We start from the raw sequence: 21124 nt of genomic DNA, 5'->3' as shown, positions 1-21124 counted from the left end.
GCGAAGCAAGAGAGTCCGAGACACAAGATATTGCGTCCCTGATTATAGCCGACACAATATATTGTGCAAATCGGTGTTGCCGCGATGCTGTGGGTACCTCAGGCCGCGCTGCCCCAAACGCGCTCTGGTTAGTCCGCGTTCGCCACATCGGACGGCTGGTAGCGCAGCGGCACCCGGCGCGACAAGCCGGTTAGCAGCTCATAGCTGATGGTGCCGCTGGCCGCGGCCACGGCATTGGCGCTGATCTGAGTGCCCCATAGTTCGACCGGGTCGCCGGGTCGAGCTTGCGGCTGGTTACTCAGATCGACCGTCAGCATGTCCATGGAGACGCGCCCGATCAGGCATGTGAGTTGGCCATTGACGGCCACTGGCGTGCCATCTGGTGCATGACGTGGATAGCCGTCGGCATAGCCGCCAGCCACCACCCCGACGCGGGTCGGGCGCTGGCAGACAAAGCGCCCGCCATAGCCAATGGCCTCTCCCGGGCCGAGGTCGCGCACCGCCGTGAGTTGGGACGTTAAAGACATGGCCGGGCGCAGGGCGGCGGCGCGCGGATGCGGATGCTCGAGCGGATCGAGCCCGTAGAGCATGATGCCTGGGCGTATCCAATCGGCGTGAGTATCCGGTCGGGTCAGAATGGCCGCCGAATTGGCCAGGCTGCGGGCTGGTGGGGTGCCGGCTGGGATGCTCGCCAAGAGTCTGGCGAAATCAGCCATCTGATGATCCGTTGGTGCCGTATCGGCCTCGTCGGCACGGGCAAAATGTGTCATCAGCACCAGCTCGCCGACCTGGGGGCAGGCGGCGAGCCGCGCATGGGCCGCGCGGCCCTCCTCGCCTGTCATGCCGAGTCGGTGCATGCCGGTGTCGATCTTTAACCAGACACAAAGGGGGTGTCGCGGTCGCGCCTGCAATACCCAGTCGAGCTGGCGCGCGTCATGCACCACAGTCATCAGCCGTGCCTGGTCGATCAGGTCCAGCTCGGCCGCCGCGAAGGGGCCTTCAAGCAGCAGAATGGGGGCGCGAATGCCGGAGTCGCGCAATTCTAGTGCCTCTTCGGCGCAGGCCACGCCAAAGGCATTGGCCTCTGTGGCCAGCGCACGGGCAACCGGCGCTGCGCCATGGCCATAAGCATTGGCCTTGATAACGGCCAGCACTCGCGCGCTGTCAGCGTAGGCTCGGGCAAGACGAAAATTGTGCTGAATTGCCGCGAGATCGATGCGGGCTTGAAGCGGGCGTGACATACAGCCTGGTTGAAGAGACTTTGGGGGGTGGCTTCCGTTGTCGTTATCGACGCTAAAGGTGCTGTTCTGGAATCATCATGCCGAGCCGATCATTGACCCAGCTGTTGTGTTCCTTTTTCCTTATTGCGACACACTAGCGCCAATCCTATGGCCTCGCGCAGTTGGGCGAGGTCGATGGGCTTGGGTGCGTAGGCATCCATGCCGGCAGCAAGGAAGCGCTCGCGGTCGCCGGTCATGGCATGGGCGGTTAAGGCGATAATTGGCAGGGTACGGTTCTGCTTGCCCGCCTGACCTTCACGGATCGCAGTGGCTGTGCTGATGCCGTCCAGGCCAGGCATACGCAGGTCGAGCAGCAGCAGGTCGTAGCGCTGGTCCCGCAGGGCATCCAGTGCCTGAAAGCCGTCGCTGACCGCATGGACGCGACTGCCTGATTTCTCGAGCAGGCGCTTTGCCACCAGGCGGTTGACCGGCTCGTCATCGGCGACCAGGACATCGAGACCCTGGAGCAAATCCGTCGCTGCCATGATGCCTGGCGGAGGTTCGCAAGCGGCGTCGGCGACACTGCCGAAGGGGATGGACAGGGTAAATTCCGTTCCTTTGCCGGGCTCGCTGCCGATGCACAGGGAGCCGCGCATCAGTTTGAGTAGACTGCGCACGATCGACAGGCCTAGGCCGACTCCATCATGGGTGCGAGTGAAGACGTTCTCGACTTGCGCAAAAGGTTCGAACAAATGATCTAGTTGCTCCGCGGGAATACCGCTGCCGGTGTCGCGGACGCTGAAGAACACCAAGGCGTCCTGACCGCGGCCATGTCCAAGCCAGCGGACCGTCAGGGAGACCCGTCCGTGGTGCGTGAACTTGATCGCGTTGCCGATCAGGTTGCCGATGATCTGATGTACCCGGATCGGATCGCCCATGACCCGGCGTGGAATCTCGGGATCAAGGTCGATGCAGAACCCAATGCCTTTCTGACGCGCCGCTGGCGCAAAGAGCTGTTCGAGCGAGCGCATGCAGTCGCAAAAATCAAAGTTTTCATGGCTTAGCACCAGGTGACCGGCCTCGACTCGCGACAGATCAAGAATGTCCGACAGCAAGCGGGTCAAACGCTCCGAGGACTGCCGTGCTTGCTGGACATAGTCGGCCTGCTCCGGGGTAAGCTGGGTCGACTCGAGCAGCGACAGCATCCCGACCACTCCGTTGAGCGGCGTGCGAATTTCATGGCTCATATTGGCCAGAAAGGCGCTCTTGGCCGAGCTGGCCGCGAGCGCGTGCCGCGTGTCTTCGAGTAGACGCTGCTCGGCCTTCTTACGTGCCGAGATGTCGCGTAATACCGACATATGCTGACCGGGTACCACGTTCGCGACCGCGCAATACTCCGTCATGATCAGCGAACCGTCCTTGCGTCTCAGCCTAAATTCGCCGGACTGGGCTCCTTGAGTGGTAAAGTCGTTCCACTGCGCGGTCAGTGTCCAGGTTTCGGTTGGGACAGCCAACTCGGCAACGCTCATTTGCAGCAGTTCCTCGCGCGTATAGCCAAGCATTGCGCAGGCGGCAGGATTGGCGTCGGTATAACGCCCTTGCTCATCGGCGATCAGAATCGCGTCGCCGGCCTGCTCGAACAAGGAGCGAAAACGACCTTCGCTTGCCAGCAATTGTTCCTTGGCTGCCTTGCGTTCGTTGATGATACGAAAATAAACGCACAATGAGCGCTCGGATGGGTAGGCGTGCACCTCGTACCAATGCTGATGGGGCGCGTAATAGGCCTCGAATTCAACAGGAATATGCTCATTTAGTGCGCGTAAGCATTCATTTTGAAAACGCGTCCCGACGGCTTCAGGGAATACATCCCACAGGCTGCGCCCGACAACTTCGCTGCTGCTGGAGAATCCCGCCGCCTGCAGGCCAGTGCGGTTGATATACAGCAGGCGAAACTCGGAATTGACCTCGAAAAAAGCGTCGGTGGTGCTTTCCAGCACCTTCAGCAAGTGCTGATAGATTTGCCGCGAGTGCTCGAACTGCGCGCGATAGTCCGTGGATAAGCGGCTGGAACTCGCAGCTATCACCATGGGATGGCCCGTTTTTGTGCTGCACCGTCGAACGGAACGGCTCCAAGCGATTGTGCCCGAAAAATCCGGGAATGACACCCTTGAACTCGCGCGGACTGAAACTCGAACTGAATACTCGGGTTTTTTGCTGCGGGCTTTTCGGATAATGGGCAGCTCAGAAGTGGCTGTGCTTGCAGGCACCTCCCCTGGCTTGTTGCGTTGGGGAACTTTATTGAGTGCTTTAGTGCGCGAATTGCGGCTGCGGATCGCTCGGTTGATTGTGACTTTGGGCATCGAAATAATTCACGGCTTCGACCATATCGGCCAGCAGCATCTCGGCCATGTCCCGGCTGAATCCCTCCCGCACCACAATGCGCAGCACCGCCACCTGCTCGGCGTGCTCAGGCATGGTGTAGGCTGGCACTTGCCAGCCGTTTTCCCGCAATTTGCGCGAGATGTCGAAGACACTATAAGCAGTCACGCTGTCTTTTAACTTGAAGGCGAACACCGGCAAATTACTGCCATTGCTGACCAGCTCGAAGGGGCCGAGCGCGGCGACGCCGGCTGAGACGTACATGGCCGTGTCGCGCAGCGCCCGCATGACCGCGGTATAACCAGCCCGGCCTAGGCGCAGAAAGTTGTAATACTGCCCCACCACTTGATTGCCCGGACGCGAGAAATTCAGCGTGAAGGTCGGCATGTCGCCACCCAGATAATTCACGCGAAAAACCAGATCCTCGGGCAGATCAACATGGCTGCGCCAGACCACCCAGCCCACGCCAGGGTAGACCAGGCCGAATTTGTGCCCCGAGACATTAATGGATTTGACCAACGGCAGGCGGAAATCCCATTGCAGCTCCGGTTGCAGAAAGGGTGCGACAAAACCACCGCTGGCGGCATCCACATGCAGGGGCACTTCCCAGCCGGTCTTGGCATTGTGTGCCACCAGCGCATCATGGATGGCCTCTATGGGTTCGTATTCACCGGTAAAGGTAGTGCCAAGAATGGCTACCGCGCCGATGGTGTTCTCGTCGATGCGCTCAATGACCTCCTCGGGCTGGATCACGTAGCGCCCCGGTTCCATGGGGATGTAGCGCGGCTCCACCTCCCAGTAGCGGCAGAACTTTTCCCACACCACCTGCACATTGGCGCCGAGCACCAGATTAGGCTTGTCGCTTGGTTTGCCCTGGGCGCGGCGGCGCTCGCGCCAGCGCCACTTGAGCGCCATGCCGGCCAGCATCACTGCTTCGCTTGAGCCGATGGCCGAGGCGCCGACGCCCTGCTCCGGTGCGTTAAACAAATCCGAGACGATATTGATACAGCGCTCCTCGATGGCGGCGGTGCGCGGATACTCGTCCTTGTCGATCATGTTCTTGTCGAAGGTCTCGGCCATCAGTCGCTCGGCCTCGGGTTCCATCCAGGTGGTCACGAAGGTGGCCAGATTGAGCCGGGCATTGCCATCGAGCATGAGTTCGTCGTGGATAAGGTCATAGGCCGTGCTTGGCGCCATTTCGTGCTCTGGCAGCCTAAACTTGGGTACCTCCCGCGTCAGACCGCGCCTGGCATAAGCCGGCGTTAGCAGGGCATCGACGTTTTCTGGGTCTATCGCTTCGATCTTTTTTGTGACCATGGGGCTAGACTCCGTCTGGCAGGCTGGTGGGAAAGAACTAGCGCGACAAGGACAGTTGTTTGCGGAAGTCGTGTCGGGTTGCAATGCATCGACAAACAGAACCTGGTGCGCAACCAGGGGATATGAAGACGAAGTGACGCTGCTTGAGCCTCGGGGTCGGGATTGACGGCGCTAAAAGGTCGGAACCCCGTTGAAAGAACGGACGTGTCTGGATCAGCGCCAAAAGTCGGGACAAAATTGGCGCTCCCTAGGGGATTCGAACCCCTGTTACCGACGTGAGAGGCCAGCGTCCTAACCGCTAGACGAAGGGAGCGGGACGAGCGGGGAAGAGTGGCGTATTATACGGGATTCGCCCGCGGGCTCAAGCTGATGGTAATAAAATCGTTGCTGGCGGATTTTGCTCGCCGGATGTTGCCCAGGAGGGAGTCCTTGATGCGCGCTCATAGGGGTGGCGCTTGAGCGGGTTTGGTTCAGACACGCGTTTTCAATTGGGGTATCTTTAGTTTCCTTGTCTTCCTTTTCTTCCTCGGCAGAGCCCACTCCGAGCATTGTGCCTCGTCCGGAGCACAGCATTTCGCGTGCGAATATCAGCGCGAACGCGGTCAGGGTGCTCAATCGCTTGAAGCAGAGCGGCTATCAGGCCTATCTGGTCGGCGGTGGCGTGCGCGACTTGCTGCTTGGCCATGAGCCAAAGGATTTCGACGTCGCCACGGACGCGCGGCCCGAGGATGTGCGGCGGGTGTTTCGCAACTGCCGGCTAATCGGGCGGCGATTTCGCCTGGCGCATGTTTTCTTTGGCGCGGAGATCGTTGAGGTCGCGACATTTCGGGCGGCAAATGTCGACCTTGGCGACGAGGACGCGCGCCAGATCGAAAACGGCATGATCCTGCGCGACAATGTGTTTGGCTCCATCGCCGAGGATGCCTTGCGACGGGATTTCACCGTCAATGCGCTCTACTACAATATCGCCGATTTCTCGCTCGTCGATTATGTCGGGGGGCTTGCGGACATCGCCGATGGGCGGTTGCGGCTGATTGGCGATGATCCGATCGCCCGCTATCGCGAAGACCCGGTGCGCATGCTGCGCGCGGTGCGCTTTGCCTGCAAGCTCGGCTTTGTGATCGAGCCACAATGCGAGGCACCCTTGGTTGAGTTGGCGCCACTGTTGCGGGATGTTCCACCGGCGCGCTTGTTTGAAGAGATTCTCAAGTTGTTCCAGGCGGGCTTTGCACTGCCGGCCTTCGAGAAGCTGCGCCACTATGGGCTCTTTGCCGAACTCTTCCCCGAGACCGAGGATTGCCTGGCGATGGAAGAGGAGGACTTTCCCATCACCTTCGTGAACCGGGGCCTGGATAACACCGATCGCCGTGTTCAGGAGGGCAAGCCGATCGCGCCATTCTTTCTTTTTGCCGTGCTTTTGTGGGAACCGGTGCGGCGTCAGTACTTGCAATTGCTCGAGGCGGGACATGGCTGGTCGGAGGCCATGACCCTGGCCTCGGGTATGATCGCCGGACGTCAGCAGGGCTCCGTGGCGATTCCCAAGCGCTTCGGTCTGCCAATGCGTGAGATCTGGGCGTTGCAGCCGGCGCTTGAACGCCGCCAGGGTAAACGGCCCTTGGCGTTAATTGGCCATCCGCGGTTCCGCGCCGCCTATGATTTTCTGCTGCTACGGGCTGAGTCCGGCGAGGTCGACCCGGAACTCGCTGCCTGGTGGACGCAGTTCCAGGGGGTGAACCCGTCAGAGCGCGCGGCCATGACGGCGGAGCGCAAGTCCGGGCGCGGCAGCCGGCGCAGACGTCGACGCAAGGCACCAGCCGGTCAGCCCGCGACCGATCCCTCGGATCAGGCGGCGCCTCCGGCCTGATCGGCCTTGGGTTCTCGGGTCCGCATTCGAGGCGCGGCCTGCATGTTCGGTCCTCCGGTGTTCCTGCTTCGGTGTTCCGCAAGTCGAGCGCGTCAGACATCAGGGCCAGCCACTTCGCCAACCCTTACCGCCAATCCTCCGCAAGCCGATGGACAGCATCTCTCTAACACGACTCGTACGGATGAAACGCGAGCGCCAGCGCATCGCCTGCCTAACCTGCTATGACGCGACCTTTGCTCGCTTGCTGGAAAGTGCCGGCGTTGAGGTTTTGCTGGTCGGCGATTCCCTAGGCAATGTGCTGCAGGGGCATGGCAGCACCCTTGCCGTCACACTCAATGACATGGTCTATCACAGCGCCTGTGTGGCGCGCGCCATCTCGGCTCCGCTGCTGATAGCCGATCTGCCTTTTCTAAGCTACGCCACGCCGGCACAGGCGATTGAAAGCGCGCGCCGATTGATGGGGGAGGGCGGGGCGCGGATGGTCAAACTGGAGGGTGGCAGTCAGTTGCTTGATGCTGTCAGGCGGTTGAGCGATTTCGGTGTCCCGGTGTGCGCTCATCTGGGCCTTCTGCCTCAGTCCGTGCATCGCCTGGGCGGCTATCGCTATCAGGGGCGGGATGCCGAGGCGGCCGAGCGCATCCGTGCCGATGCCTTGGCCCTTGAGCAAGCAGGTGCCACTATGCTGGTATTGGAATGCGTGCCGGCGCTGCTGGCCGCTGAACTCAGTCAGATGCTCAGCCTGCCCGTGATCGGCATTGGTGCCGGTGCTGACTGCGATGGTCAGGTGTTGGTGCTGCACGACATGCTTGGTGCCAGCGTCGGGCAACCGCGTTTTAGTCGGGATTTTCTGACAGGGCATAGCGGTGGGTTGAGGGGCGCGGTCGCGGCCTATGTCGCGGCGGTCAAAGCTGGGTCTTTTCCAGGATCTGAAGAGATTCTTTTCTGATGTCAGCTGGTCTGATGTCATCTGGCCTCTTAAGTGAGATCATGCAAGTCGTCACTGAAATCGATTCGATCCGTGCTCAGGTTGGCCAGTGGCGCAATGCTGGCTTACGCATTGCCTTGGTGCCTACCATGGGCGCTCTGCACGCTGGGCATCTGTCCTTGGTCGATTTGGCGCGGCGGACCAATGACAGGGTGGTTGTCAGTCTGTTTGTCAACCCCTTGCAGTTCGGTCCCAATGAGGATTTCGACCGCTATCCACGCACCTTCGCGCGCGATTGCGAGCAGCTCGAGGCACAAGGCGCGGATGCCCTGTTCGCGCCGCCCGATGCCCAGATGTATCCCGAGGGACGCGACGGCCAGACGCGCGTGCATGTGCCCAGGCTTGCGGAGATGCTCTGTGGTCAAAGCCGCCCTGGTTTTTTTGATGGCGTGGCGACAGTGGTGACCAAGCTGTTGAATGCAGTCCAGCCGGATGTGGCCATTTTTGGTGAAAAGGATTTTCAGCAACTGGTGGTGATCCGGCGTTTGGTCAGGGATCTTAACTTGCCAGTCGAGATTCTGGCCGGTCCCACGGTGCGCGAGCCCGATGGTTTGGCGATGAGTTCCCGCAACGCCTATCTCACGACCGAGGAACGTGCCATCGCGCCACAACTGTATCAGCACTTGCAAAAGGCGGCGCAGGCGCTAGGTCAGCGTGCCGAGTTGGCCGAGGTGGAAGCTGAAGGATTGGCCAGCTTGAACGCCGCTGGTTTGCGGGTGGATTATTTTAGCGTGCTGCGAGCGGAGGATCTGGCCGCGCCAGCACCGGGCGATGACAAGTTGGTGATTTTGGCGGCGGCTTATCTGGGCCACACGCGCTTAATCGATAATCTGCGTTTGGAGCGGAGCCCGTGACCCGGTCTCAAGCGACAATATCTGGTGTGTAAGCCGCCCATTGGTAATAACAGGAGAGATGCAAAATGACGACTGACAATCAAGCCGCGCCAACAGGTGCCAGCCTTCCGCTTGGGCTCTTTGGCGAGCTCGAAAAGAACTGGGGTTGGCTGATGGCGTTCGGAATATTTTCTATCCTGCTTGGCACGGTCGGCCTTGGCATGACATTTCTGCTCACCGAGGCGAGCTTAAGCTTTTTTGCCGCTTTGCTGATTCTAGGTGGGGTGTTTCAGATCGTGCAGGCGATCAAGTGCCATGGCTGGCGAGGCGTCCTGCTGCATGTCCTCATTGCCTTGTTCTATGTCATCGCCGGCTTGTTGATTGTACTCAATCCCGTGCTCACGGCCATCACCCTGACCTTGACACTGGGTGCGGTTCTCATTGTGGTTGGTATTGCGCGTGTGATGCTTGGGATACAGATGCGCCCATCGACGGGTTGGTACTGGCCCTTGATTTCTGGCCTGATCTCGTTACTGCTTGGCGGTTTGATTATTGCCGAGTGGCCCCAGTCCGGGTTCTGGGTGATTGGTCTGTTCGTGGCTGTTGAGCTGATTTTTAACGGCTGGTCCTATCTATTTATTGCCCTGTCGGCGCGGGCCGCCGGGAAGGCGCGGACTGCCTGAGGCTGAGGATTGCGGCTGCCTTGACGGATAAAGCTCTGCTGTGTCACCCCCAGGAAAATAGTTCTACGGTTGCGCCGGGGCGTTCATGTCAGGCTCACTCAGGTTTCTGTGCCGGGTCGGTTCCGTCCGAATCCGCATCAGGCTCTGGTGTCCTTTGCGGTTCGTGTGGGTCTGGGTCTGGGTCTGGGTCTGGGTCTGGGTCCGGGGCCGGGTCCGGGTCCGGGAGCGCATTTGTCTCGCTGTTGCCATGGGTTGTGAGTGCATGCCCGCCAAGTGGACGCATGCCTGGGGTCCATTCCACAGCCGGCAGCAGGTGCCTGAAGGTGGTTCCGTACATGTCCCAGACGGTGATGAAAAGCGAGGCAATCAGTGGGCCGATGAAAATCCCGGTGATACCGAACATCATGATGCCGCCTAGGGTGCCGAAGAAAATCATCAACTCGTGCATCTTGGTGTCCTTGCCAACCAGCATCGGACGTAGCACATTATCTAGGCTGCCAACGATCAGGCCGCAGAAAAGCGCCAGTAAAATTCCACTGAGTACCTGTCCTTGCACCATCAGAATGATGACCGCCGGAATCCACACCAGCGCCGAGCCCACACTCGGAATGACCGAAAGCACCGCCATGACGGTGCCCCAGAAGACGGCGTTCTCAATGCCAGCCACGGCAAAAGCGACGCCGGCCAGAGTGCCCTGCAGGACGCCGATGAGCATGGTGCCTTTCAGCGTGGCGCGGGTTACCGAGGTGAATTTATCGAGCATCAGATGCTCGTCACTGCTTTTGAGTGGCAGGTAGTAGAGGATCCGCTCAATCAGCTTGTCGCCGTCCATCTGCAGAAAATACATGGTGTAGAGCATCACAAAGGCCATGAAAATGACATTGACCGTGCCAAGCGTCAGTGACGACAGTCCACCGACAAGCAGCTTGCTCGCCAGGCTGACGGCCTCGCCGGCCTTGGAAATCAGTAGCTCGCGGTAGGGTAGCAGGTCATCATAGAAGGGCAGATGGGATATTTTGGCTGCGAACACCCCAGGTTCGCTGAGTTTCTTAACCCAAGGTGTGACCGATTGGCTGACATCAATGGCCTGCGCCACCACGATGCCGATTAGGCTGGCGAGCGGGATCAGGATGATGAACACCATCGCCAGCAGGGTGACCAGGGAGGCCAGATGCCGGCGCCCGCCAAACCAGAGATCCAGGCGCAGGTAAATCGGCCGGGCCAGCGCACTAAACAGTCCGGACAGGAAGATGACCATCAGGAATTGATGGATCATGCTCAGAAACAGTGCGCTGATACCCAGAGTCATCAGCACGATGGTCAGGTTGTTGATTTGGTCTTTGCTCATGAATGCCTACCTTGCCAGTGCCCTGCTGGTTTGAGTTCTGTTTATTCGCGCGCCAGCATGTTCTCATCTGTCGAGGGCTGGCCGATGTCCCGATTTGCCGCGCATCTTGCCGCCGCCGCGCATAGACCACCGCCGTGCGGGATTCTATGTCATAACTTTGTGTCTGGGCCAAGGGTTTGCCGACATGACGCGGCATTGGCTCCTTGCTGACCAAGGAAGGGTAAAATTGATTGCGTCGTCCATTCTGTTGAGTTCGGGTTTGTTAAACTCACAGGCGAAAGAAGGCGCGACATTCATCTATCCCAAAAGATCTTTCGATAGGGCAGTTTAAGCATGGCCAAAAATCCGGCAAAGAAGACTGAGGCAGAGGCCCAGGGTGGCAGTAACAAGGGTAAGCTGATTGTCATTATTCTTGTGGCGTTGATCTTGCTTGGCGGAGGTGGGGCCGCGGCTTGGTTTTTTTTGCTAAGTGGCGGCGAGGACGAAGCACCTGTGGAAGAGGAACTCGGTCCATCGCCGCTCATCTATTTCCGTCTGGCCAAGCCGATCACAGCGACCTTGAGCCCCGATGAACCGGCCAACCACCTTCGGGTCAATGTGGTGCTGGCCAGTCGGAATCAGACCGTGATAGACGCCCTTGAGTTACACACGCCGATTATCCGCAATGACCTGCTTGCTCTTTTTGCCAATCAGACTTTCGCCGAACTCAATACGCCCGAGGGAAAAGAGTCCTTGCGCGAGCAGGTGCATGAAACCGTGACCGCGATCCTGGTTCGCACGGGCGCCCCGGCAGGGATAGAGCATGTGTTCTTCGATGAGATCGTCATGCAATAGCATCCAGTTTCAGGCCTAAGGGAACACGCCTTGCAATGGCACAACAAACCGACATTCTTAGCCAAGACGAAATCGATGCCCTGTTACACGGTGTCGATGGCGGCGACATTGATACAGAGGAGGATCCCTTTCCGGCCGATGGCGAGGCGCGGGCCTTCAACTTCGCGACTCAGGAGCGCATTGTCCGCGGTCGGATGCCGACGCTGGAGATGATCAACGAGCGTTTCGCGCGCTATCTGCGGGTGCACCTATTCAATCTGCTGCGCCGGTCGGCCGAGATCTCGGTGGTGGGTACCCGGCTGACCAAGTTCGCGGACTATGTCCATTCGTTGTTCGTCCCTACTAGCTTGAATCTGGTGCGGGTGGCGCCCCTGCATGGAACGGCGCTTTTCGTGTTTGATCCAAAGCTTGTCTTCGTGCTGGTGGATAATTTTTTTGGCGGGGATGGGCGCTTTTACACCCGCATCGAGGGGCGTGATTTCACACCGATGGAGTTGCGAGTGATTCAGAATCTGCTCAACACGGCCTTTAGTGACATGGAAAAGGCGTGGGAACCGGTGATGGAGCTGAAATTTGAGTTCATAAACTCGGAGGTCAACCCGCAGTTCGCCAACATTGTGAGCCCAACCGAAATCGTCGTGATTAACGATTTTCATGTCGACCTCGACGGTGGAGGTGGTAATCTGCATGTAACCTTGCCGTACTCGATGATCGAACCCATTCGAGAATATTTGGACACGGGATTGCAATCAGACCGTTCAGGCGTTGACCAGCGCTGGTTGAAAGCCTTACAAGAAGAAGTCCAGGTCGCGGAGGTCGAGATCAGTTCTATTCTGACGGAAGCGACCCTGAGCGTGGAGGAATTGCTTCGGGTGCGGGCAGGCGACATCATTCCGGTTAATTTGCCTGAGCAGGTCGTGCTAAACGTGGAAGATGTACCGCTATTTCGCGGAAAATATGGCACGCTCAACGGACAGAATGCCATTAAGATTGACGAAATCCTGCATCGCTGAGAACGCGCAAGTACCTGACCTCGTCACGGTTGGTCCGGCAATGCCAACATCCTAACCTAACCGAAAAGAGTCTCTACTGATGAGTGAGGACAACGAAAACTCGGCCGTTGATGATGCGCAGGATGATGGCAACGGCCAATCCGCTGCTGACGACTGGGCTGCCGCACTCGAGGAGCAGCGTCAGGAGGAGCACAAGACTGGCGGGGGCGCTCAGGCTGATGTCGATGCGGCGATGGCGGCAGCTGTCGGCGGAGGAAATTCAGGTGGCCGGCAGCCAGAGTGGCTAGGGGGTGGCGGAAGTCCTACCGCCGCGAAACCCATGCAGCCGGAAGAGTTCTCTCAGAGCATTGCCGAAGGTGTCGATGCGGTTAATCTCGATATGGTGCTGGATGTTCCTGTCACCATCTCAATGGAGATCGGCCGCACCCGGATTCCAATTCGCAACCTGTTGCAGCTCAACCAAGGCTCGGTGGTCGAACTTGATCGCCTGGCTGGCGAACCGCTCAATGTTCTGGTAAACGGAACACTGATCGCGCATGGTGAGGTCGTGGTGGTCAATGAAAAATTTGGCATTCGCCTCACCGATGTCATCAGTCCGAGCGAGCGCATCCGGAAGATCAACAAGTGATGCGGGTGCGCGTTCCTAATCCCAAACGGCGGTTTGGAACCCTCCGGATCGCCGCCATGCTGTGTGTATTTGCAGGGGCGGCGCAGGCAACTGAAGGGGCTTTCGGACGTGCCACTCCAGAGGCTAGTCAGGTTGGCCTGGGTAGCTATGGTGCCGGCGGCTATCTGACGCAGCTTGTTGGCGGACTGGCCATGGTGGTTATCGCCATTTTGGTTTTTGCTTGGGTAATGCGTCGATTTTCTGGCGCAACGCGTGCCGGCGTGCCGCGCGCTATCGAAATTCTGGCGGTTCGTTCCGTTGGCACGCGCGAGCGCTTGATGCTTGTCCAGGTCGGCGAAGAGCAGGTTCTGATTGGGGTCTGTCCCGCCGGAATGCGCACTCTGCATCGGCTTGAAACGCCGCTCAAGTCCGCACCTACTTCCCCGACACTCAGTCCCACTGGAAAGAATGTTGGCGTCGATTTTGCTTCTCTGCTGCGCAAGCAGATCAGCAAAACCGAAGACGCATGAGCCCGAACCAATCCAGTCGCCCCGCCCGCACCCCATCGAAAATCCCGGTGATGGCGTTCCTGACCGCGGTTGTGGTGGCGGGATCCGCCCTGTTCGCGCCTGAGTCATGGGCACAGGCGGGGGGCTTGAACGCCCTGACTGTGACCACTGGTCCCGATGGCGGGGAAACCTATTCGATTACCCTGCAGGTGCTGATCATCATGACCTTGCTGACGCTCTTGCCGTCAGCCTTGGTCATGATGACATCCTTCACCCGCATTGTGATCGTCCTCGGAATTTTGCGACAGGGTCTCGGTACCACCCAGACACCATCAAATCAGGTGCTGCTGGGACTGGCGCTTTTTTTGACGCTTTTTATCATGGGCCCGGTGTTTCAGGACATCTACAGCGAGGCCATCTTGCCGTACATGAACGAGGAGCTGGGCACAGAGGAGGCGCTCAGCACGGCGGTGGGGCCACTGCGCACCTTCATGCTGTCACAGACACGCGAGACTGACTTGGCTATGTTTGCCGACATCAATGGCATTGATGGGTTTGACCGGCCGGATGCCATCCCGCTCAATTTGCTGGTGCCCGCCTTCATGACCAGCGAACTCAAGACGGCTTTTCAAATGGCCTTTCTCATTTTGATTCCCTTTTTGATCATCGACATGGTCGTGGCCAGCGTGCTGATGTCCATGGGCATGATGATGCTCTCGCCCATGATTATCTCCTTGCCGTTCAAAATCATGCTCTTTGTGCTAATCGACGGCTGGTCCTTGATCATGGGCACACTGGCGCGCAGCTTTTATGGCTGAACGGCGTCTCGATTCTTTACATTACCTGGAGGTGCGCAATCATGACGCCTGAAATGGTCATAGATGTTGGCAAGGAGGCAGGAACCGTGCTGGTGCTGCTGGCCACGCCGCCGCTGCTTACGGGTCTGGCCATCGGTGTGCTGATCGGCATGATCCAAGCCGCGACCTCGGTACAGGAAATGACCCTGACATTTATTCCAAAACTGCTTGGCGTGTTTACTGCCATGCTTTTTTCAGGACACTGGATGCTGGCGACCATTACTGATTACACCAAGGGTCTCTACGATAGTATTCCACTGCTAGTGGGCTGATGCGGTGGCGATTAGGTCTTGAGCGAAGTGCGAGGGCGCGATGATTAGCATCTCGGCCGATCAAATCATGACCTGGGCGCTCTCTCTCATCTGGCCCTTTGTGCGCATCAGCGCGATGTTGCTGGTGGCGCCTATTTTCGGCGCGCGCGGTGTAAACACGAGAATGCGCATGGGAATGGGGCTCTTGCTTGCCATGGTGATTGCGCCCCAGTTGCCTACGCCGCCGCTCATCGATGTGATCAGCATGCGGGGGCTGATCGTGGCCATCCAGCAGGTGCTTATTGGCATCGCTATGGGTTTTGTGTTGCAGATGGTGTTTTCGGCGCTCACCCAGGCGGGCGAGAGCATGGCCCTGTCCATGGGGCTTGGCTTTGCCTCCGTGATCGATCCGGCCGCCGGGGTCCAAGTGCCCATCGTGTCGCAGTTTTTTGTCATTATTGCCACGCTGTTGTTTCTGGCCATGAATGGCCATTTGGTGCTGTTGGAGATGTTGCTGCTGAGTTTCTCCTCCATGCCGATCGGGGACGGGGGCTTGACCGCGGATGATTTATGGGCGCTGCTCAGCTTTGGCAGCACCATGTTCGCTGGCGCTCTGCTGATCGCACTGCCGGCCGTGGCCGGGTTGCTGATGGTGAACCTGGCCATGGGCGTGGTGGCGCGCACCGCGCCCCAACTCAATATTTTCGCGGTGGGCTTTCCTGTCATGATGTTGGCCGGATTTGTGCTTCTAAGTATTCTGCTGCCGAGCCTTTTCGCCCGGCTAGGCGAATTAATGACACTGGGCTTTGAGTTGATTCAGCGCTTGATCAGGCTCTAATACACCGCTGAAGCTGCCAGCTCAAGCCGTAGAGAAGCAACTTCCGGAGAAGGCATATGGCCGAAAACGAAAACGGCCAAGAAAAAACCGAAGAACCCACCGATAAACGCTTACGCGAATCCCGCGAGAAAGGTCAGGTTCCTCGCTCGAAGGAGCTCAATACCGTGATTGAGCTGATCGTGGCCAGCACCTTCATGCTGATGTTCGGCTCCTATCTTGGCATTGGTATCGCCAACCAATTCGCCGACGGGCTGATGCTGGAGCGCGAGTTGTTGTTCGACCCGGCGGCGATTCCGGGTTATTTTGGCACCCAGTTCGGTCGCGCGCTGTTAAATCTCGCGCCTCTGCTGGCGTTGCTTACTGTGGCGGCACTCATTGGGCCGGTGATCATTGGTGGGGCCAATTTTTCGTCAAAGGCCTTGGCGCCTAAGTTCAGCAAGCTCGACCCCATCAAAGGGATGAAGCGTTTTATCTCGCCGACCGGCTTAATGGAGCTTGGCAAGGCGCTTGGCAAGTTTGTGCTGGTCGGAGGGGTGGCCGCGCTGGTGCTCTCGAGCATTGTCGATGAGGTGCTGATGCTTGGCGATGAGCCGATCAAGCAGGCGATTGTGCACGCTGCCCATCTGGCCGCCTGGGTGTTTCTGATGGTCTCCGCGGTACTGATTCTGATCGCGCTGATTGATGTGCCCTATCAACTGTGGAACCACAACAAGCAGCTCAAGATGACCTTGCAGGAGATCAAGGACGAGCACAAGGAGACCGAGGGCAAGCCCGAGGTCAAGGGGCGCATCCGCCAGATGCAGATGGAAATGGCGCAGCGGCGCATGATGGCGGAAGTGCCCAAGGCCGATGTGATCATCACCAATCCGACCCACTACGCCGTGGCGATCTCCTATAAACCGGGCGTCATGGGCGCACCACGTCTGCTGGCCAAGGGGGTCGACGAGGTCGCCTTTAGGATTCGCGAACTGGCCGGCGAGCACCTGATCACCAGGGTAGAGGCACCCAAGGTGGCGCGCGCGATTTTCTTTACCACCGAGTTGAATCAGGAAATTCCCGGCGGCCTCTTTGTGGCCGTGGCGCGCATCTTGGCTTATGTGTACCAACTCAAGCGTCCGGATTTCCATCCCGCCATGCCAAGCGACTTGCCGGTGCCGGATGAATATCTTGACCCAGCTGCCGCGCGTCGCGCACGTAAAGCCCACTGATGGCCAGCATTGCTGACGGACTCCAATCCCTGCGTGGCTTCGGGCTTGGCGCGCCCGTGCTTATCATGGCGTTGTTGTCCATGTTGGTGCTGCCGCTGCCGCCCTTTGTTCTGGATATCCTCTTTACCTTTAACATCGCGCTTTCGCTGGTCGTAATCATGGTCGCGATCTATACCCCGCGGCCACTCGAATTTGCCATCTTTCCGACCGTTATCTTGATCGCCACCCTGTTGCGTCTTGCGCTCAATGTGGCCTCAACGCGCGTGATCCTGCTCAATGGTGCCGATGGTACCGCCGCAGCCGGGCGTGTGGTGCAGGCCTTTGGTGATTTTGTTATTGGCGGTAACTTTGCCGCTGGTCTGGTGGTCTTCTCGATTCTGGTCATCATCAACTTTGTGGTCGTGACCAAGGGCGCGGGACGCGTGTCAGAGGTGAGCGCTCGCTTCACTCTCGATGCCATGCCTGGCAAGCAGATGGCCATAGACGCCGATCTGAATGCTGGCCTAATCGATCAGGAAACCGCGCGCACGCGACGCGAGGAAATTGCCCAGGAAGCGGATTTTTATGGCTCCATGGATGGTGCCAGCAAGTTCGTGCGCGGCGATGCTGTCGCCGGCATTCTGATTCTGTTCATCAATGTTATCGGCGGGATCATTATCGGCACGACCCAGCACGATATGACCTTCAATGAGGCGGCATCGAACTTTGTGCTGCTGTCCATTGGCGATGGCTTGGTGGCTCAGTTGCCATCGCTGCTGTTGTCCTCCGCCACCGCGCTGATTGTGACGCGTGTGTCGACAACCCAGGACATGGGTCAGCAGGTCACCAAACAGTTGTTTGCCAATCCCAAGGTGCTTTATGTGTCCTCTGGCATCATAGGCATCCTGGGTTTGATTCCCGGTATGCCGAACCTGGTGTTCCTTGGGCTGGCCAGCATGCTGGGTGGTGCTGGTTATCAAATGAGCCGCAAGACCCACGCCTTGGAAGAGCCCGAAACACAGGAGGCGCTGCCGCCCGGGGTTGAGGTGCCCTCGGCCGAGCAGCGCGACCTGTCGTGGGACGATGTGCCGGCGGTTGATCTGGTCGCGCTGGAAGTGGGTTATCGTCTCATTCCGCTGGTCGATCGCAGTCAGGACGGTCAGCTCATGGGTCGCATTAAGGGTGTGCGCCGCAAGCTCTCGCAGGAACTGGGTTTTTTGATCCAGCCGGTACACATTCGCGACAATCTAGAGTTGGGCCCCAATCATTATCGTATCGCCCTGCTGGGGGTGAATGTGGCCAATGCCGAGGTCTTTCCTGATCGCGAACTGGCGATCAACCCGGGGCAGGTGTTTGGCAAGGTGCCGGGTACCCCGACCAAGGATCCGACCTTCAATCTCGATGCGCTCTGGATCGATCCCTCTGATCGGGACGCGGCCCAGGGCGCCGGATACACTGTGGTGGACGCCGCCACAGTGATCGCCACCCATCTCTCGCAGGTTCTGCGCGAGAACGCCTACCGACTCATTGGCTACGAGGAAGTGCAGCATCTGGTCGATCAACTCGGGCGCCGCTCGCCCAAGCTGGTAGAGAACCTCTTCTCCAAACAGCTCTCGCTGGGGGCAGTGCTCAAGGTGCTGCAGAATCTGCTCGCCGAGCAGGTATCCATTCGCGACATTCGGACCATCGCCGAAACTTTGGCGGAACGCTCCCAGACCAGTCAAGATCCTGACACCCTCACGGCCTCGGTGCGGGTTGCCCTGGCGCGGTCCATTGTGCAGGATCTGATTGGTCCCAGTGATGAACTGCCGTTGATCGCGCTTGACCCGTCATTGGAACAGCTTTTGCATAAATCACTGCAAGCCAGTCAGGGTGAGACCATCGGGATCGAGCCCAGCCTGGCCGAGCGGGTCCAGCGTGCGGTAGCCGATGCGGCTCGCCGTCAGGAAGTGGAAGGCGCGCCAGCGGTGCTGGTGGTGGCACCAGAAATCCGCTCCTGGATCTCGAGCTGGCTGCGCGGTGCGGTGCGCAATCTCACCGTGATCGCCTTTACCGAGATTCCGGACAACAGACGTATTCGGGTGGTCGCGACCGTGGGACAGAACGATGCGCGCGCTGCTTGATAGCAACGACATGGACTTCAGGGAGACATGCTGGCGAATGCGGCCTCCCGTGACCTTAAAACCCTTGGAGCTTGATGGAGAGCACAGATGAATGTCAGGCGATATCGAGCGAAGGATATGAGCGATGCCATGCGCCAGGTACGCGAGCACCAGGGCGCGGACGCCGTAATTCTCTCCAGCCGTCGGGTGGATGGAATGCTCGAGATCGTGGCGGCATTGGACAACGAGGACGCGGCCAAGGGGTCCGCGTCCATCCGCGCCACTCCCGCGCGCTCCGGTGGGCGCCCCGGCTCGGGCGCGAGCCGCTTCTCGGGTGGACGTGGGCAGAGTCCGGTGGACTCTGATCTTGAGGCCATGCGCCGCGAGCTCAGCGATCTGCGCCACCTGCTGGTGCAGCAAAACGGGGCCAGCGAGAGTGCCCAGTGGGCGGCGCGCCATCCGCTGGCGGCCGAACTTGTGGCGGGTCTAACGGAGTGCGGCTTTCATGAAAAACTCGCGCGCAGCGTGGCGGGCGGCATTCCCGAGGAGACCAATATCGAAACCGCTTGGTCGCGGGTGCGCGCCCGTTTGTCCTCGGCGCTGACCACGGAGCAGCCCGATATCCTTGAGCGCGGTGGCATGCTGGCGCTGGTCGGGCCAACTGGCGTGGGCAAAACCACCACCATCAGTCGCCTGGCCATGCGCCAGATTCGCCGCATGGGGCGCGACGCCATCAGCCTGGTCACCCTAGATCGCCAGCGCTTGGGCGCCTATAAGCAACTCCAGGCGTTTGGCCAGATGGCCGGGGTTCCGGTCATGCTCCTTGAGAGCGAGCGCGAGTTGGCCGATCTGGCGGTGCGATCTGGCGAAGGCCGCCTGGTACTGGTGGATACCGCCGGGCAGTCAGCGCGCGATGTGGCCGAACAGCGTTTGTTCGCGCAGATTCGCTCCGAAATCGATCTGGAAACTTGGCTGGTGCTCGCCGCCACCCATCAGGGGCGAATTTTGCGCCAGGTGTTGCAAGCCTTTCAGGGGAGCGCTCCGAGCGCATTGGTGCTGACCAAGGTCGACGAAGCTGAACAGCTTGGCGAGACTCTGTCCGTGTTGCTCGAGCAGCGCCTCGGGCTCACTTTCTACAGCGATGGCCAGGGGCTTGGTGAACACTTCCATGCCGTCGACACGCTCTATCTGACGCGTTTGGCATTGCGCGAAACACCACTGCTGCGCACTGGCTCCATGCGCGCGTCAGCCGAGCGCGCGGCGACGCGTCCACTGGGTTCGGCGCCCATCGCTGATCGCCTTGGCCCGCTGGATCAGGGTATGATCCTCGAGTCGGTGGTTCCATTTAGGAAGAGCGCTCATGTCGGCCTATGAGTCCGGGCTGAAAATTCTCGCCATCGCCAGCGGTAAAGGTGGCGTTGGCAAAACCAATGTGTCGGTCAACCTGGCCGTGGCCCTGGCCCGGCTGGGCCGGCGCGTCATGCTGTTCGACGCCGACCTGGGCCTTGCCAATGCCGATCTGCTGCTCGGACTGCGTCCCGAGCGCACCCTGCATCACCTGGTTAGCGGCGAGGTCGAGGAGTTGAAAGACGTCATGGTGGAAGGGCCCGAGGGCATCCTGTTGATTCCCTCCGCATCGGGCATCGCATCCATGGCTAACCTAAGCGCGGCCGAGCATGCCGGGCTGATCCGCGCCTTCAGCTCGTATCGCGACCCTCTTGACGTGTTGATCGTCGATACCGCCGCCGGAGTGCAGGAATCGGTCACCAGTTTTTGCAAGGCGGTGCAGGAGGTGCTGGTGGTGGTCTGCGACGAGCCAGCCTCCATGACCGACGCCTATGCATTGATGAAAGTGCTGCATCAGGATCACGGCTTGCGTCGCTTCCATCTGGTTTGCAACATGATGGCCAGTGCCGAGGCCGCGCGCCGTCTGGCGCAAAAATTGTCCACGGTGCTGACCCAGTATTTGCCCGAGGTGGTGGTGGATGTCTCGGCCACCATCCCGCTTGATGAGCATCTGCGCCGGGCTGTGCGCAAGCGCGTACCAGTGGTGAGTCTGTATCCGGAAAGTCCCGCGGCGCGGGCCTTTAATGATCTGGCTCGGCGGGTCGACGGCTGGAAAACCGCTCGAGGGGGCGGCGGTCTTGGTTTCTTTGTCGAGCGCATGCTCGAACAGGCCTGAGTCACTGGCGCGGTCGCACCCTGAGAGAGCTGCTCCATGATCCGCCGTTTCATGATGCTGGAGTGGACAGGACCATGAGCCTGACCGCGAATCAGCGGCGGCATGTCCCGGCGTG

The 21124-nt window shown here is 59.4% G+C and carries 19 protein-coding genes and 1 tRNA gene; 15 read left to right on the top strand and 5 right to left on the bottom strand.

The window, feature by feature from the left end; all coding sequences use genetic code 11:
* Positions 1 to 128 precede the first annotated feature (128 nt).
* The 4 genes from alr to Thiowin_RS24255 form a co-directional block, all read right to left on the bottom strand.
* The gene (gene alr, locus Thiowin_RS24270; protein ID WP_328985549.1) at positions 129 to 1241 is read right to left on the bottom strand and encodes an alanine racemase; all 1113 of its coding nucleotides are present in this window, start codon (positions 1239 to 1241) and stop codon (positions 129 to 131) included.
* A gap of 89 nt (positions 1242 to 1330) precedes the next feature.
* Positions 1331 to 3307: a PAS domain S-box protein gene (locus Thiowin_RS24265; RefSeq protein WP_328985548.1), complete on the bottom strand. Its 1977-nt coding sequence runs from the start codon at positions 3305 to 3307 to the stop codon at positions 1331 to 1333.
* Positions 3308 to 3527: 220 nt separating this feature from the next.
* Complete coding sequence (locus Thiowin_RS24260; RefSeq protein ID WP_328985547.1) at positions 3528 to 4916, bottom strand: glutamate decarboxylase; 1389 nt, start codon at positions 4914 to 4916, stop codon at positions 3528 to 3530.
* A 238-nt stretch (positions 4917 to 5154) separates the two neighbouring features.
* Positions 5155 to 5229: transfer RNA gene (locus Thiowin_RS24255), tRNA-Glu, on the bottom strand.
* A gap of 174 nt (positions 5230 to 5403) precedes the next feature.
* Here Thiowin_RS24255 and pcnB point away from each other — a divergent pair.
* The 4 genes from pcnB to Thiowin_RS24235 all read left to right on the top strand — a co-directional run bounded on the left by pcnB (position 5404) and on the right by Thiowin_RS24235 (position 9281).
* Positions 5404 to 6780: a polynucleotide adenylyltransferase PcnB gene (pcnB, locus tag Thiowin_RS24250; RefSeq protein ID WP_328988160.1), complete on the top strand. Its 1377-nt coding sequence runs from the start codon at positions 5404 to 5406 to the stop codon at positions 6778 to 6780.
* A 148-nt stretch (positions 6781 to 6928) separates the two neighbouring features.
* Positions 6929 to 7726 carry a 3-methyl-2-oxobutanoate hydroxymethyltransferase gene (panB, locus tag Thiowin_RS24245; protein ID WP_328985546.1) on the top strand — a complete coding sequence of 266 codons (798 nt, stop codon included), beginning with the start codon at positions 6929 to 6931 and terminating at the stop codon, positions 7724 to 7726.
* Between the two features lie 41 nt (positions 7727 to 7767).
* Positions 7768 to 8619 (top strand): pantoate--beta-alanine ligase, encoded by an 852-nt coding sequence (gene panC / locus Thiowin_RS24240; protein WP_328985545.1) that lies wholly within the window; start codon positions 7768 to 7770, stop codon positions 8617 to 8619.
* 65 nt (positions 8620 to 8684) lie between these two features.
* The gene (locus Thiowin_RS24235; protein ID WP_328985544.1) at positions 8685 to 9281 is read left to right on the top strand and encodes an HdeD family acid-resistance protein; all 597 of its coding nucleotides are present in this window, start codon (positions 8685 to 8687) and stop codon (positions 9279 to 9281) included.
* Positions 9282 to 9375: 94 nt separating this feature from the next.
* Here Thiowin_RS24235 and Thiowin_RS24230 read toward each other — a convergent pair whose 3' ends face one another.
* On the bottom strand, positions 9376 to 10629 hold the full coding sequence (locus tag Thiowin_RS24230; protein ID WP_328985543.1) for an AI-2E family transporter: 1254 nt from the start codon (positions 10627 to 10629) through the stop codon (positions 9376 to 9378).
* Positions 10630 to 10962: 333 nt separating this feature from the next.
* Here Thiowin_RS24230 and Thiowin_RS24225 point away from each other — a divergent pair, with 333 nt between their 5' ends.
* The 11 genes from Thiowin_RS24225 (at position 10963) to Thiowin_RS24175 (ending at position 21009) form a co-directional block, all read left to right on the top strand.
* The gene (locus Thiowin_RS24225) at positions 10963 to 11463 is read left to right on the top strand and encodes a flagellar basal body-associated FliL family protein (RefSeq protein ID WP_328985542.1); all 501 of its coding nucleotides are present in this window, start codon (positions 10963 to 10965) and stop codon (positions 11461 to 11463) included.
* A 35-nt stretch (positions 11464 to 11498) separates the two neighbouring features.
* Positions 11499 to 12476: a flagellar motor switch protein FliM gene (gene fliM / locus Thiowin_RS24220; RefSeq protein WP_328985541.1), complete on the top strand. Its 978-nt coding sequence runs from the start codon at positions 11499 to 11501 to the stop codon at positions 12474 to 12476.
* Between the two features lie 79 nt (positions 12477 to 12555).
* A complete protein-coding gene (fliN, locus tag Thiowin_RS24215) occupies positions 12556 to 13104 on the top strand; it encodes a flagellar motor switch protein FliN (RefSeq protein WP_328985540.1) in 549 nt (182 codons plus the stop codon).
* Positions 13105 to 13160: 56 nt separating this feature from the next.
* Positions 13161 to 13613: a flagellar biosynthetic protein FliO gene (fliO, locus tag Thiowin_RS24210; protein WP_408034250.1), complete on the top strand. Its 453-nt coding sequence runs from the start codon at positions 13161 to 13163 to the stop codon at positions 13611 to 13613.
* A gap of 50 nt (positions 13614 to 13663) precedes the next feature.
* Complete coding sequence (gene fliP, locus Thiowin_RS24205; protein WP_328988159.1) at positions 13664 to 14410, top strand: flagellar type III secretion system pore protein FliP; 747 nt, start codon at positions 13664 to 13666, stop codon at positions 14408 to 14410.
* 41 nt (positions 14411 to 14451) lie between these two features.
* On the top strand, positions 14452 to 14721 hold the full coding sequence (gene fliQ / locus Thiowin_RS24200; protein ID WP_328985538.1) for a flagellar biosynthesis protein FliQ: 270 nt from the start codon (positions 14452 to 14454) through the stop codon (positions 14719 to 14721).
* Between the two features lie 43 nt (positions 14722 to 14764).
* Entirely contained in the window at positions 14765 to 15538 is a 774-nt protein-coding gene (fliR, locus tag Thiowin_RS24195; protein WP_328988158.1) for a flagellar biosynthetic protein FliR, read from the top strand.
* A gap of 56 nt (positions 15539 to 15594) precedes the next feature.
* Positions 15595 to 16746, top strand: coding sequence for a flagellar biosynthesis protein FlhB (flhB, locus tag Thiowin_RS24190; protein ID WP_328985537.1), 1152 nt, complete (start codon positions 15595 to 15597; stop codon positions 16744 to 16746).
* Positions 16746 to 18848 carry a flagellar biosynthesis protein FlhA gene (flhA, locus tag Thiowin_RS24185; RefSeq protein WP_328985536.1) on the top strand — a complete coding sequence of 701 codons (2103 nt, stop codon included), beginning with the start codon at positions 16746 to 16748 and terminating at the stop codon, positions 18846 to 18848. Before flhB ends, flhA begins: the two co-directional genes overlap by 1 nt.
* 87 nt (positions 18849 to 18935) lie before the next feature.
* Positions 18936 to 20201, top strand: a complete 1266-nt coding sequence (flhF, locus tag Thiowin_RS24180; protein WP_328985535.1) for a flagellar biosynthesis protein FlhF — start codon at positions 18936 to 18938, stop codon at positions 20199 to 20201.
* Positions 20188 to 21009, top strand: a complete 822-nt coding sequence (locus Thiowin_RS24175; RefSeq protein ID WP_328985534.1) for a MinD/ParA family protein — start codon at positions 20188 to 20190, stop codon at positions 21007 to 21009. The genes flhF and Thiowin_RS24175 overlap by 14 nt, the downstream gene beginning before the upstream one ends.
* The last annotated feature ends 115 nt before the right edge of the window (positions 21010 to 21124 follow it).

It is taken from the genome of Thiorhodovibrio winogradskyi (genome assembly GCF_036208045.1).
Taxonomy (GTDB): domain Bacteria; phylum Pseudomonadota; class Gammaproteobacteria; order Chromatiales; family Chromatiaceae; genus Thiorhodovibrio; species Thiorhodovibrio winogradskyi.
This window is presented reverse-complemented; position numbering and strand designations above follow the sequence as displayed.

Bases quoted from the DNA above. Each gene is read 5' to 3' on its own strand.
- alr (WP_328985549.1), bottom strand. From the start codon at position 1,241: ATGTCACGCCCGCTTCAAGCCCGCATCGATCTCGCGGCAATTCAGCAC.
- Thiowin_RS24265 (WP_328985548.1), bottom strand. From the start codon at position 3,307: ATGGTGATAGCTGCGAGTTCCAGCCGCTTATCCACGGACTATCGCGCG.
- Thiowin_RS24260 (WP_328985547.1), bottom strand. From the start codon at position 4,916: ATGGTCACAAAAAAGATCGAAGCGATAGACCCAGAAAACGTCGATGCC.
- panB (WP_328985546.1), top strand. From the start codon at position 6,929: ATGGACAGCATCTCTCTAACACGACTCGTACGGATGAAACGCGAGCGC.
- panC (WP_328985545.1), top strand. From the start codon at position 7,768: ATGCAAGTCGTCACTGAAATCGATTCGATCCGTGCTCAGGTTGGCCAG.
- Thiowin_RS24235 (WP_328985544.1), top strand. From the start codon at position 8,685: ATGACGACTGACAATCAAGCCGCGCCAACAGGTGCCAGCCTTCCGCTT.
- Thiowin_RS24230 (WP_328985543.1), bottom strand. From the start codon at position 10,629: ATGAGCAAAGACCAAATCAACAACCTGACCATCGTGCTGATGACTCTG.
- Thiowin_RS24225 (WP_328985542.1), top strand. From the start codon at position 10,963: ATGGCCAAAAATCCGGCAAAGAAGACTGAGGCAGAGGCCCAGGGTGGC.
- fliM (WP_328985541.1), top strand. From the start codon at position 11,499: ATGGCACAACAAACCGACATTCTTAGCCAAGACGAAATCGATGCCCTG.
- fliN (WP_328985540.1), top strand. From the start codon at position 12,556: ATGAGTGAGGACAACGAAAACTCGGCCGTTGATGATGCGCAGGATGAT.
- fliO (WP_408034250.1), top strand. From the start codon at position 13,161: ATGCTGTGTGTATTTGCAGGGGCGGCGCAGGCAACTGAAGGGGCTTTC.
- fliP (WP_328988159.1), top strand. From the start codon at position 13,664: ATGGCGTTCCTGACCGCGGTTGTGGTGGCGGGATCCGCCCTGTTCGCG.
- fliQ (WP_328985538.1), top strand. From the start codon at position 14,452: ATGACGCCTGAAATGGTCATAGATGTTGGCAAGGAGGCAGGAACCGTG.
- flhB (WP_328985537.1), top strand. From the start codon at position 15,595: ATGGCCGAAAACGAAAACGGCCAAGAAAAAACCGAAGAACCCACCGAT.
- flhA (WP_328985536.1), top strand. From the start codon at position 16,746: ATGGCCAGCATTGCTGACGGACTCCAATCCCTGCGTGGCTTCGGGCTT.
- flhF (WP_328985535.1), top strand. From the start codon at position 18,936: ATGAATGTCAGGCGATATCGAGCGAAGGATATGAGCGATGCCATGCGC.
- Thiowin_RS24175 (WP_328985534.1), top strand. From the start codon at position 20,188: ATGTCGGCCTATGAGTCCGGGCTGAAAATTCTCGCCATCGCCAGCGGT.